The following is a 13,269-nucleotide window of genomic DNA, read 5'->3' on the forward strand; positions in this document are numbered from 1 at the left end:
CTAACCTGTAATTCCTGTAATTATCCGGCATCGGCCATTGCGACGGCTTGTTCAATGTTCACCGCTACAATCCGCGAAACGCCCGGTTCATGCATGGTCACACCGATCAGTTGATCGGCCATTTCCATGGTAATTTTGTTATGACTGATATAGATAAACTGAACGCTACTGGACATCTCTTGCAGTAACCGACAAAAACGGTCAACGTTCGCGTCATCTAATGGCGCATCTACTTCATCCAACATACAGAATGGAGCTGGGTTTAGCCTAAAAATAGCAAACACCAATGATAAAGCGGTCAACGCCTTTTCTCCACCTGAAAGTAAGTGGATAGTGCTGTTCTTTTTACCCGGTGGCCGCGCCATGATGGTCACACCTGTGTCTAACAGGTCGTCATCGGTTAATGCTAAGTAGGCACTGCCACCGCCAAATACTTTCGGAAACAACTCACCAAGCCCCTGATTGACTTGCTCAAAGGTCGCTTTAAAGCGACTGCGAGTTTCCCGGTCAATACGACGAATTGCTTCTTCCAGACTGCTCAGCGCTTGCGTTAAATCATGATCTTGTTCATCAAGATAAGTTTTACGCTGCTTTTGCTGCTCATATTCGTCGATTGCTGCGAGGTTAATTGCCCCTAAGCGGCTGATACTGTTGCGTACAGTCTCAAGTTCATGCTGGCGCTGCTCAATGGTCACCTCGGCTGACAGTTGCTGCGCGACTTCATCTACACGTAATTGTTGCTCGGTGAGCAACTGCAACTGAGTTTCTGCCTGACCTTTTAAACCTTCGCGACGTAACTTTAACGTGCTGATCGACTGAGTCAAGTGCTCAGCTTCGCCAAGCTGTTGTTTTTGCTTGATTGCTATCGCATCGTATTGATTTTGTAAATCGGCTTGCTTGGCACGTGTTTGCTCCAACTGCTGCTGTTGCGCGGTTTGCGTCGCCAATAACTGCTGTAACGTTAGCTGTAGTTCGGCGACTTGCTGTGGTGCATCGTCGCTGACCTGCACTGGCACCAGCTGCTGCAATTGCGTGGTTAACGCCTGTTGCTGGGTGCTAAGTTGTGCCACTTGCTGTTGCGCCAAGGCATGCGCGGTATGCACTTCATTAAACTGCCGTGCCAGTTCGCGGCTTTTGCGCTCAGCATCACTCAGTTGTGCTTTAAAGGTTTGCCGTTGCTGCTGCACCGTCTGATATTGCGCTTCCAACCGCTGTGCGGTTTGCTGCTTGTCATACAGCTCATCATCACCGGCAAACTGCGCTTCAATCAAGGCTTCCAACGCTTGTTCAACATCGCTAATGCGCGCTTGAGTGGCATTAATGTCTGCCTGCAATTGCTGCCGCTGCAGCTCGGCATCCGTCACTCGACGCTCGGCCGCGATTAATTCAACGCTGGTTTTTGACTGCTGCAACTGCGCTTGTTGCTGCGCCGCTTGTAAGCGCTTAAATTGCTCAGCAAACTCACGACTCTGGTGTTGTGTTTGTTGCCAGCGCTGCTGCAACTGCTGTTGTGTGGCTTCAACTGCTGGTATCGCGGCGTCAAACTCGGCCAATTCGGCGCTCATTTGCACTAATGAATCGCCTGCGCTTGTAGTAGCCGCGAGTCGAATACCCTGCCCAAGTAATTGACCGTCTTGGCACAAAATCAATTGTTCAGGCCCAAGCTGTGCCAATAATGTCTGCGCAGCTTGTTGGTCAGCAGCAAACTGCCAATGAGCTAACCAAGGAGCACAATTCGCTGGTACGCTAATCGGCCCCCATTGCTGTGGCTCGGTAGCAATAAAACCCACATGCTGACTATTCGCATCCGCTAACCAGGCTTGTTGTAGTAGTGGCTTAAGCCAATGCTCTACTGCCGCTTCCCACCCCGGTTCGATGCTTACTTTCTGCCACAGCTGCGGTATATCGCCATCTTGTGTGGTCTGCTGCGCCGCCAGCCAGTTTGCCAGCAACTGCTGCCGTTGTTGTAGCTGGCTAAGTTGCTGCTTGGCCTCGTCTAGCTGATGACGTTGCGCTTGTTCATCACTTTGTGCTGCTTGCCAATCTGCCTCAGCTTGTTCGGCTTGTTCACTCACGGTTGTCAGAGCAAGCTCCGCTTGTTGCAGTTGCTGCTGTAGAGCGCTGACTTCAGCATCTGATTGGGCGTTAAAGGCCGCCAGTTGTTGCTGCAACCGCTGTAATTGCTGTTGTTCGCGGCCAAGCTGTTGCTTGAAATGCTGCTCTTTGGTGGAATCCAACTCTTGCCGGTGTTTGAACTCGCTGGCTAACGTGCGCGCTTGGCGCGACTGTTCGGCCAACAACTCTAATTGTTCATCAAGCGTTTGTTGTTGCAGCGATAACTCGCTGTAAATCTCTTCCGCTTGCTGCTGCAACGGTTCTAGCTCAGCCTGTCGCGCCGACAAACTGGCTAGCTGTGCGGTTGCTGCTTGTTGTTGTGTTTGGTTATCACTCAGCTGTTGTTGCAAGCGCGCCTGCTCTTTGGCTAGCTGCTGATCGCGTTCTTGTAAGAAGCTGATCTGCTGCTCAACTTTGGCTATTTCGGTATTGCTTTGATAAAACTGCGCAACTTGCCGCGTTTCAAGATCTTCCACATCATCTTGCTGCAGTTTCAACTGTGTCAGTTGCAGCGCCAATTGTTCAGCCTGCGCTTGCACCTGCGCTAATGTGGTTTCTAGCCGAGTGATTTCGGTACTTTCCGCATTAGCTAACTGTTGCAGCTCGAGATAACGCATGACCAACAGTTGCGCATTTAACTGGCGCTCTTGCTGTTTCAGCTCGCGATAACGCCGCGCAGCGTTCGCTTGCGTGGTTAGCTTGTCCAGTTGTTTGCCGAGTTCAGCGCGAATATCCCCTAACCGTTCTAGGTTGTCGCGGGTGTGGCGAATACGGTTCTCCGTATCGCGGCGGCGCTCTTTGTAACGCGAAATCCCCGCGGCTTCCTCAATAAACACTCTTAGCTCTTGCGGCTTACATTCAATCAGGCGCGAGATAGTGCCCTGCCCGATAATGGCGTAGCTGCGTGGCCCGAGGCCAGTGCCCATGAAGATATCGGTAATATCTTTCTTACGGCACTTCTGCCCATTGAGGAAATAGAGATTTTCACCGTCGCGCGCGACCTGCCGTTTTAAGGCGATCTCATTGTAATTGGCATACTGTCCGCCGATGCGGCCTTCACTGTTATCAAACACCAACTCAACACTGGCAACCGAGACCGGTTTACGCCCATGGGAACCGTTAAAAATCACATCGGCCCACGAGTCACCACGCAAGTTTTTGGCGGAGCTTTCACCCAATACCCAACGCACAGCATCGATTACGTTAGATTTACCGCAGCCGTTGGGGCCAATAATGGCAGTGAGAGGATTGAGAAAAGGAATTTTGGTAGCATCGACAAATGACTTAAATCCAGCAAGTTTTATCTGTTTTAGTCTCATGAGTTGCCGAAGTGCCGCTTAGAGGAAAATTTTTGATATTAACGCTAATCAAAGCCCGTTAGCGCCGTTTTTTATTTGCAAATCACTTTAACAAAGCCGCTGTATTTTGTAACCTTTTTTTAGTTTAACCGGGTGTTTTTTGCTTGTTTTCACGCGCTTGCTTACTCAAAATCGACAGATATCACCATGTTGTATGGAAAGGATAAATTATGAACTTGTCAGCGACTCCTGCTAAAAGCGGCATTCAGTATTTTATGGATGGATTTAGTCTGATTAAACAACCGGGATTACGACGTTTTGTGGTGGTGCCGTTGCTGTGTAACTTGGTGCTGTTTGCTGGTGCGCTCATGCTAGCCATCAATTATCTATCACAACTGATGCAATGGGTTGATGCCTCAGTGCCAAGTTGGTTGGATTGGATCAGTTTTCTTCTGTGGCCGTTGTTGATCATTGCAATACTGGTGGTGTTTTCATTCATCTTTAGCGCCATCATGAACTGGATAGCCGCGCCCTTTAACGGCCTGCTCGCCGAGAAAGTGGAGCAACTGCTCACCGGTAAACAGCTGTATACAGGTGGCGCCATGGATGCGGTGAAAGATCTGCCACGCGTGTTCGGCCGTGAATGGCAAAAACTGAAATACTATCTGCCACGGGCGCTGCTAGTGTTAATCCTGTTCTTTATTCCTATTGTTGGGCAGACAGTGTTTCCGGTGGTGTGGTTTATTTTCAGTGCGTGGATGATGGCGATTCAATACTGCGACTATCCGTTTGATAACCACAAAGTTTCATTTAGTGATATGAAGCTGGCCTTATCAAAAACGCGCGGCAGCAGCATGAGTTTCGGCGTTGCCGTCACACTGTTTTCCATGATACCGATTGTGAACTTTATCGTGATGCCAGTGGCGATATGCGGCGCCACAGCAATGTGGGTCGATAAATATCGCGAAGTCTACCGCAACAACCGCATCGCGCCAGAATAAACGCCGATTTATCAGCAACAACGCTCACTTAACGTGAGCGTTTTTTGTTAGTACGTGGCAACAGATAGCGCTCCACAAATTGCTCAGCACTGACTGGCCGCCCCAGCAGATAACCTTGGAATCGGCGGCAACCATGTTTCAGTAAAAATTGCAGCTGTTCGCGAGTCTCAACCCCTTCGGCAATCGCTTCGATATTGAGTGATTCACAAATCGCCAGAATCGCCTGCACAATGGCGGCATCACTCTCATCGCTGTGAATATCACGCACAAATGATTGATCGATTTTGAGCTGGTCCACCGGCAATTGTTTTAAGTACGCCAGCGATGAATAGCCGGTGCCGAAATCATCGAGCGAGAACTGAATCCCCGCCGCTTTGAGGCGGAGGATTTTCTCTCGCGCTGCGCGAATATCCTGCAAAATGGCGCTCTCGGTCAGTTCAATTTTGAGTCGATGCGGATCAGCACCCGTGACGGACAAGGTCATCAGCAACTCTGACACAAAATTAACGTGGGTAAACTGTTTGGCGCTAACGTTAATGGCGATATGCACATTAGGCGGCAACAGCTGCATCTGCCACTGTACCAACTGTGAACAAGCCGCTTTGATCACCCAAGCACCAATGGATTCAATCAGACCGCAATCTTCAGCTACCGGAATAAACACCGAAGGCGGCACTGATGTACCGTCCTCTTTGGTCCAGCGCAGTAATGCTTCCGCGCCAATCAGCTTGCCGCGCGCATCCATTTGCGGTTGATAGCAAAGATGAAACTGTTGCAGCGCTTCGGCGCGTTTCAAGGCACTTTCGATCACGTTGCGCTGCGTCAACGCTTGCTGAATGCTGGCATCGAAAAACTTAATCGCATCCCGTCCTGTATCTTTTGCTTTGTACAGCGCCATATCAACATGGGTCATGAGAGTATCAATCGACGTTTGCGTGCCCTGAAACAGCGCACCACCAATGCTGACAGTACAACTATAGTCGTTCAACTCGCTGGCTAATCGGTATGGTCGCGCTAGCCGGTGTTTCATCTCCCGCGCGATATCCATCGCACGTTGTTGCGCTAGCTGTGGCTCTTTACCGAGCTGACCCAGTAAGACGATAAATTCATCGCCACCAAGACGCGACACCGTATCGTTAGGGCCGATCACCGCTCGAATACGCTTGGCCACTTCCACCAGCAATTTATCTCCCATGCCGTGACCAAAGGTGTCGTTAAGGCTTTTGAAGTTATCAAGGTCGGCCATCAATATGGCGCCATACTGCCCGTTGTGGTCGCTACCATTGAGTGCTTGACGGAACTGCTCCATCAGCATGCGCCGATTCGGCAGCTCTGTGAGCGGATCATAATAAGCCAACTGACGGATCTGCTCCTCGGCTTGTTTGCGCTCAGTAACGTCACGCACGACGGCCACAAATACCGATTTGTACTTCATCATCCAGCTGTTCATTGTCAGCTCGATACGCCGCTCCGAGCCGTCTTTGCACAGTCCTGTGAGTTCAACCACCTTGTGCGTAAAGGGCAAATCATCACCACTCAATACGCGTTGCATTCCTTGGTTGTGTTTGGCACGTTGTGCTTGCGGTACTAACGTCGCGATGGAGTGGCCGAGGATCTCCTGTTCCTTATAACCAAAAATCACTTCAGCGCCATGATTCCAAAAAGTGATACGGCCAGTCTGATCGGTTTGAATGACCCCTTCTTGCGCAGTCGTTACCAAGGTGCGATAGCGCGTTTCGCTCTCCTTCAACGCCAGATCTTTGGTATTTAGGTGCTCGACCATTTGATTAAAAGCGCGGCTGATGGATTTAAATTCACCGGGGAGATCTTCAAGCACTAAGGTATCGGCAGTCACGCCATGCTCCATGCGGCGAATGGCGTCATTGAGCATATTTAGCGGCCTGCTCACATTACGCTGGTTCAGATACAGCAGTAACAGGGCGAGAATTGTGCCAGCGATGGCGAGCCAAATTAACTGACTAATAAAAAAGGCTTCCATGCGCTGGTTGAGCATATCGGCTGGCAGTTTAATACTGACAATGCCCATCACATCACCAAGCTGATAGTCATCATCGGTAGCATACTGCTCGCTAATAGCAGCGGGCGCATCGGCTTGAGCACCGTGGCATTCAAGACAGCTGGCCTCGGCATGGATCGGCTGCGCGTACAAGTAATATGCTTGCCCCGCGTCATTATCAAATGCGGTAAAACTGCTTTGCTGCTCGGGATGATGGCGAAAATGTTCGATGGCTGACAGCTCTACCGCATCAGCTTGATGGTCACTATCACGAGGTTTGGCCGCCACGTTATTTAAACTGAAACCTGAGCGATCTAGCTGCGCCGCTGCGGCAGCAATTTTACTGAGTGCATGCGCGGGCAAAAAGCCAAGTGTTTGCTGATTGATCGGCAATCCACTAGCAACAAACTGTTGCTGATACACGCTCTGGCTGGCCATCAATACTGACTGCAACTGCTGCGCGGTATTGAGTAATTCACGCTCTCCTTGCTGTTTGATATTTTGATACATAAACGCCTGCATCAAAATAAACCCAATAGCAAACACCGAGAATACGGTCAGCAACAACTTTGTTCTAAGTGACATTGGTCCATCCTTGTCGACCACATCAGTCCTACGGCAGGTGCGAACAAGTCTGGGCGACATTCCGGATGAGTCAGCAATAGTCATTCAAGTTAGCTAACGGTAGCGGTAGCGATGCCATTAGCTAACAATGCATACGGTGGCGACACATTGCTTATGAATGCGGCGGCCGCGTTGCATTTTTGCAAAGCGTTCATCATCCACGGCGTGCTATGCCTTACTTGCCACCGCCAGGTAACCATACCGAGCGCGCACAGGACGTTCTCGCAGCGTCCCTACAATAAAATCTCAACTAAAATTCAAGCAACTGTTGATTTTTTGATTAACGTTTGCGAGCCAAAATATCCTAAAAATGTCGTACATTCATTAATATTTTGCACAAAATTTAGCTAATATTGTCGCCTCATCACTTGCCTTACCAAAGCCCCTAAGGTGACAGAAAATATTAGTCCTTACTTAATTTAAAGTGCCGCACACGAGTTCAGAAATAACGAATGTAAATCTAATAACCAAATCGAATATAGAAGAACAAACATTCACTTCTCATCACCGCTTTGGGCATTATCCTAAGGAAGTTAATTAAAGGAGCTATTGAGCTATGAGCAAAATCTTCGATGACAACTCGTACACCATTGGTAACACACCACTGGTCCGTTTAAATCGTGTTAGCAACGGCAATGTGCTAGCAAAAGTTGAATCCCGGAACCCAAGCTTCAGCGTTAAATGCCGTATCGGTGCCAACATGATTTGGGACGCGGAGAAGAAAGGCCTGCTCACTAAAGACAAGGAACTGATTGAGCCAACCTCTGGCAATACCGGTATTGCGCTTGCCTATGTAGCAGCCGCCCGCGGTTATAAACTCACCCTGACCATGCCTAACACTATGAGCCTCGAACGCCGTAAATTGCTAAAAGCACTCGGCGCCAACTTAGTGCTAACCGAAGGCGCGAAAGGGATGAAAGGCGCGATCGAAAAGGCAGAAGAACTTCGCCAAGCCGATCCAAGCAAATACATCATTCTGCAGCAATTCGCTAATCCTGCTAACCCTGAAATCCACGAAAAAACAACCGGTCCAGAAATCTGGAATGATACCGATGGTAACGTTGATGTTGTGGTAGCGGGTGTAGGTACTGGCGGTACTATTACCGGTATCAGCCGTTACCTGAAGAAAACCAAAGGTAAAGCCATTACTTCTGTCGCAGTTGAACCGGCTGAATCACCAGTAATTGCCCAAACCCTAGCGGGTCAACCAGTACAACCTGGTCCACACAAAATCCAAGGTATTGGTGCTGGCTTTATTCCTGGCAACTTAGATCTGGAATTGATTGACCGCGTTGAACCTGTAACCAGTGACGACGCCATCGCGATGGCACATCGTTTGATGAAAGAAGAAGGTATTTTAGTGGGTATCTCTTCTGGTGCAGCGGTTGTTGCTGCAAACCGCATCGCTGAACTGCCAGAATTTGCAGGCAAACAGATTGTGGTTATCCTGCCATCTGCCGCCGAACGTTATCTGACTTCTCCACTGTTTGTCGGTCAATTCGGCGACATGGAAAACGTGCAGTAATTCATTACCGCTCAGATGACAAAAACCCGCTGTCCGCAGCGGGTTTTTTAATGGGCGACATTCAGCGTAAATCATCACAGCATGAGATATTAAGCGCTAACCTTTCTCGCTAACAGCGTGGCAAAACGCAGCTTAATACGATTGCCCTGCTCATCCAATTTATGCAACTCACCAACGTGTTCATTGTATTTCACAATATCCCAGCCAGCGTAGTAGTTAAGTAGCTCATTTTCTTTAAAACAAAATGGGAAGCCAACATTACATGGATAGTCCGCAGTATCCATCGCTGACACGATCAGGTTTACCCCGCCCTCTTTAGTGTGCTGCTGCATCTGGCGAATTAAATTCGGCACCGTGGCTGGCGGTAAAAACATCATCACCACCGTTGAGAGCATAAAATCATAATCGCCCTCGATAACTAAGCTTGAGAGATCGTGCTCATCAACGCGGATATTGCTGATTTGCTCGGCATCAATAATGCGCTTGACGTTGGCAATGCTCAAACTATTACGGTCATAACCTTGTACCGCAAAACCTTTGAGGTTGAGATACAAACTATTGCGACCATTACCACAACCGAGATCAAGTGCTTTACCGCCATTCAAATAAGGCATAGCGGCAATCACTTCAGAATGGGTGCGGGTCAATTGATGTCGGTAGCCATAGTAGTCCTCAGCGCTACACAACAGCTCCAATTGCAGTTTTACATCGGCCGAACTGGTCAGCTCGGCTAATTCAGCAACGGCAATCGGTGCTAACTTGCTAGCGGCCGTCACTTGTTGCCGTTGCCCATTTAGCGATAACTCGAGTGAACCTTCACTGACATGAAACAGCAACCAACTGGACGGTGCCGTTGAGGCAATACTCGTTAGGGTTTCAGTTAATTGGGCATGATCAACAACAGGCGTGGTGCGATAGCTGATTAACGACGCTTGGGACATAACAACCTCAATAGAATGGCATAACAACGACAAAGCCAGTCACGAAGACTGGCTTTGTACTACGCGAATGAATCAGCTTAGCTTATTCGCTTTGGCTGTCAGCTTCCAACACTTTGCCGGAACCAATTTCAATTTTGCGAGGTTTCATCGCTTCTGGAATTTCACGCACTAAATCGATATTAAGCAAACCATTTTCTAAATGGGCGCCAGCAACGGTGACATAGTCCGCCAGTTGGAAGGTCCGTTCAAAGCCGCGTTCTGCAATGCCCTGATACAGATATTGGCGTTCTGGTTGTTGCTCAGCTTTAGTGCCTTTTACCAGCAATTTTTCCCCTTCGCTGGTGATTTCCAACTCATCCATGGCAAAACCTGCCACAGCCATAGTGATACGGTATTGGTTGTCACCTAACAGTTCAATGTTATATGGGGGATAGCCAGCATTACCATTGTTGGCGGCAGCATGTTCTGCCATACGAGCCAGACGATCAAAACCAATGGCGCTGCGGTAAAGTGGGGTCAAATCATAGTTACGCATAATTCATATCCTCGTAAGCAATATGTTTAAAAATAGCGGGCCGATAGTTCGCACCCTAGTGGTTAATACGACCGCCCAATGGCACGGTCTTTTGGGTTTGTCGTAGCGCTCTTCACTGCCGACAATGAATAAATGGGGTGGCTAAAATGGTTTTCAAGTGAATATTTACCAATTGCGCAATTTTTAACCAACCCGCAAGTTTTTGACTGCCCCATGTGCGCCACCGCTTGAATAGTTCTAATTATTCGAACTCAACAGCCCATATTAGCGGCTTTTTATGTTCTTAAATCGTTTATACACTACTCACTCTTACAGCAAAGAGGTGATGTTATGGGATTACTACAAGCAGGCAAATGGGTCGATCAGTGGTACGACACCGAGAAAACCGATGGCAAGTTTGTCAGGGAAAATGCCCAATTCAGAAACTGGGTCACTGCCGACGGTAGCGCAGGCAGCACTGGCCGCGCCGGTTTTAAAGCGGAAGCTAACCGCTATCATCTCTACGTGTCATTAGCTTGCCCTTGGGCACACCGCACGTTGATCTTCCGTGAATTGAAAGGCTTACAGCAGTTGATTCCGATCACTGTGGTAGAGCCGCATATGCTAGCTAATGGCTGGGAGTTTGCCGGACCAAATCAATCGGAAAATGCTCATCATATTGCTGGCGCCAACGCTGATCCGCTGTTTGATAAAGATTTCCTGTATCAACTCTATTTGGAAGCTGACCGCAATTATAGTGGCCGCGTGACGGTGCCAGTGTTGTGGGATAAGCAGCAACACACCATCGTGAGTAACGAGTCAGCCGATATTATTCGCATGTTCAACTCAGCGTTTAATGAGCTAACAGGCAATAACACCGATTATTATCCCGAAGCACTACGAGCCAAAATTGATGAATGGAACGCGCTAATTTATCCCAACATCAACAACGGCGTTTACCGCGCCGGCTTTGCCACACAACAAGCAGCCTACGAGCAAGCGTTCGATGATGTGTTTACCACCTTGGATAAGCTTGAACGCCATCTGAGCCAACAGCGCTATTTAGTGAACAACCAGATCACCGAAGCTGACTGGCGGTTATTTACCACGTTGATCCGTTTTGATGCCGTTTACTTTGGTCATTTCAAAACTAATTTACGTCGCATCGCCGATTATCCAGCGATTGCCGCTTATGTGCGTGAACTGTATCAGCAGCCCGGTATTGCCAGCACGGTGAACATTGAACACATCAAGCAGCATTATTATTTCAGCCATGACAGCATCAACCCAACGCGGGTCGTGCCCAAAGGCCCTGCGCTGGATTTCGATGCGCCGCATCAACGAGACAATTTGCGCTAAGGCGTTAATAAGCTTCTACAGCATCTACAGCAATACCGTAAAATTCGGCCACTTGCTGTAGTTGCTCATCGTTTTCCAACGGCAATTGCCAACTCACTGAGCCAACATTAGCAACTAACAGATTGGCAGTGCTGATTAGGCGTAGGTCTTCAGCGAATACTTCAAGAATTGCCCCAGACGGCTGTAGACGTACTTGCAGTTGTTGTGGCGTTAGAATGAGCTTCGCGTGGGTCAGATTAAGCAACATAGTTGCCCCTTTTGAGTCGTCTATATATCAAAAAAGCCCGTAGTTACGGGCTTTTTCAGTCACTCAGCACATGTGGCTTAGTGGTGATGACCACCAGCACCGTGAGCGTGACCGTGCGCGACTTCTTCTTCAGTCGCATCACGCACGCCAGCAACAGTCAGGTCAAAGGTCAACTCGCGGCCAGCTAATGGATGGTTAGTATCCACAGTCACCATAAATTTACCCACTTTCAGTACGGTAACTTGACGTTGGCCTTGGTCAGTATTCACTACCGCTACCATGCCTGGTTTCCACACTTTAGCGCCTTGCAGGTGTTTTACTGATACACGTTGTTCAGCGTCAGCTTGGCGTTCACCATAAGTTTCACTGGCTGGCAGTGTAACTGAGAAACTATCACCTTCGGCTTTGCCTTCCAGTGCTTTCTCAATACCTACCATCATACCGTTATAACCGTGCAGATAAGCAATCGGTGCGCTACCCTCGTTAGTTTCCAGCACATCGCCTTGTTCATCACGCAGGGTGTAAGTCAGTTGTACCACTTTGCCTTTAGCAATCGTCATGGTTGTTCCTTTAAGCCAGCCAAAAATTTCGCGCTAGTGTAGCAAAGCTCTATCGAAGGTGCGAGTGTGCACAGTACAGCAACTATGCAACCACATATGCAATCATAAACAGATAGACACGATCAAAATCGGCCAGCTCAACTCATGCGCAGGCCTCGGCGCTATTGCCCAGCGCCAGGCACAATAGAAAGATGTTCAAGCTGCTCTAACACCGCATGATTCTTCAGTGCCAATTGACACACACCTGAGCTGATCTTGTGCTCTTGGGAACAATCGACACTCCAACTGCGTAGCAGGTAGGCAGCAAGTGCAGCATTAGATTGCAAAATCAACTGACCATCACGCATACCGTAGTCCAGCGCAATAGCTTCTGGATGCCGCAAACTCGGATGAGGCACCACCACTAATTCAATCGGCGTCAGCCACGCGGTATCCGCCGCAGGTTGTTCATGCTGTGCAACGGCGAGCTGCTCTTTTCTGACCTGCTTAATCCGCGTCACCACAAAATCGGTGAACTGTTTGTGAGTACGATCGTAGGCGCGTACGTGCCAACGCTGGCCGTTGTTGATCAATATGTGCGGCACAATTTCCCGCACGTTTTCACCCGATGAAGTTGAGACATAGCTGATCTGTAATGCCGCGTTTTGCTGAATCGCCCGCATCACGGCGGCGATGATATCTGGCTTAGGTTGAATGAGTTGTTGCGCATCAATACACACTTGGCTCGGCACGATTGGTTGCGACAGCCCGTCACCGAAGCCGCGGGCTAAGCCGCTAAGAATGGCTTGCGGATCATGTTCAAACAATGCGCTAAATTGGGGTTGCCGTTGGTAGTGGCGTGTTGGATGCACCAATTTGAGATTGTCCGGCGCTAACTCGCGGTACAGTGCCAAGTCACGTGTGGCCGCCGCTAAACCGGTGGCAAATTTAGTGATCAAATCTTGGCGACTGATCTGGCCGAAATACTGTAAACAAAAGTCGATAAAGGCGAGGCGCTGCTTCTGCGCGTGATTGAGTTCGTCCAGACGAGACATTAACGGGCTTCCTTAACGTGTTAACAAAGGCTCA

The 13,269-nt window shown here is 49.0% G+C and carries 10 protein-coding genes; 3 read left to right on the forward strand and 7 right to left on the reverse strand.

The features are described 5' to 3' along the window. Positions 1–20: 20 nt before the first annotated feature. Positions 21–3,434, reverse strand: a complete 3,414-nt coding sequence (locus L9G74_RS09010) for an AAA family ATPase (protein WP_238895981.1) — start codon at positions 3,432–3,434, stop codon at positions 21–23. Positions 3,435–3,643: 209 nt separating this feature from the next. Between L9G74_RS09010 and cysZ the strand changes: the two genes are divergently transcribed. After that, positions 3,644–4,414, forward strand: coding sequence for a sulfate transporter CysZ (gene cysZ / locus L9G74_RS09015; protein ID WP_238895982.1), 771 nt, complete (start codon positions 3,644–3,646; stop codon positions 4,412–4,414). 28 nt (positions 4,415–4,442) lie between these two features. On the opposite strand, the gene L9G74_RS09020 is transcribed toward cysZ, so the two are convergent. After that, positions 4,443–7,016: an EAL domain-containing protein gene (locus L9G74_RS09020; RefSeq protein ID WP_238895983.1), complete on the reverse strand. Its 2,574-nt coding sequence runs from the start codon at positions 7,014–7,016 to the stop codon at positions 4,443–4,445. A gap of 595 nt (positions 7,017–7,611) precedes the next feature. Between L9G74_RS09020 and cysK the strand changes: the two genes are divergently transcribed. Next, the gene (gene cysK / locus L9G74_RS09025; protein WP_238895984.1) at positions 7,612–8,580 is read left to right on the forward strand and encodes a cysteine synthase A; all 969 of its coding nucleotides are present in this window, start codon (positions 7,612–7,614) and stop codon (positions 8,578–8,580) included. Positions 8,581–8,669: 89 nt separating this feature from the next. Here the strand turns inward: cysK and tehB are convergent, their stop codons facing one another. Together tehB and L9G74_RS09035 are read right to left on the reverse strand one after the other, a co-directional pair. Beyond that, entirely contained in the window at positions 8,670–9,521 is an 852-nt protein-coding gene (gene tehB / locus L9G74_RS09030) for an SAM-dependent methyltransferase TehB (protein ID WP_238895985.1), read from the reverse strand. An 82-nt stretch (positions 9,522–9,603) separates the two neighbouring features. After that, a complete protein-coding gene (locus tag L9G74_RS09035; protein WP_238895986.1) occupies positions 9,604–10,056 on the reverse strand; it encodes an Hsp20 family protein in 453 nt (150 codons plus the stop codon). Between the two features lie 330 nt (positions 10,057–10,386). Here L9G74_RS09035 and L9G74_RS09040 point away from each other — a divergent pair, with 330 nt between their 5' ends. Next, entirely contained in the window at positions 10,387–11,394 is a 1,008-nt protein-coding gene (locus L9G74_RS09040; protein ID WP_238895987.1) for a glutathione S-transferase family protein, read from the forward strand. 4 nt (positions 11,395–11,398) lie between these two features. On the opposite strand, the gene L9G74_RS09045 is transcribed toward L9G74_RS09040, so the two are convergent. The 3 genes from L9G74_RS09045 to L9G74_RS09055 form a co-directional block, all read right to left on the reverse strand. Next, positions 11,399–11,641, reverse strand: a complete 243-nt coding sequence (locus tag L9G74_RS09045; RefSeq protein ID WP_238895988.1) for a DUF3389 family protein — start codon at positions 11,639–11,641, stop codon at positions 11,399–11,401. Positions 11,642–11,718: 77 nt separating this feature from the next. Beyond that, positions 11,719–12,201, reverse strand: coding sequence for an FKBP-type peptidyl-prolyl cis-trans isomerase (locus tag L9G74_RS09050; RefSeq protein ID WP_238895989.1), 483 nt, complete (start codon positions 12,199–12,201; stop codon positions 11,719–11,721). A gap of 161 nt (positions 12,202–12,362) precedes the next feature. Continuing rightward, positions 12,363–13,235 carry a WYL domain-containing protein gene (locus L9G74_RS09055; RefSeq protein WP_238895990.1) on the reverse strand — a complete coding sequence of 291 codons (873 nt, stop codon included), beginning with the start codon at positions 13,233–13,235 and terminating at the stop codon, positions 12,363–12,365. Between the last annotated feature and the right edge of the window lie 34 nt (positions 13,236–13,269).

Source organism: Shewanella electrica (assembly GCF_022321485.1).
Classification (GTDB): Bacteria; Pseudomonadota; Gammaproteobacteria; order Enterobacterales; family Shewanellaceae; genus Shewanella; species Shewanella electrica.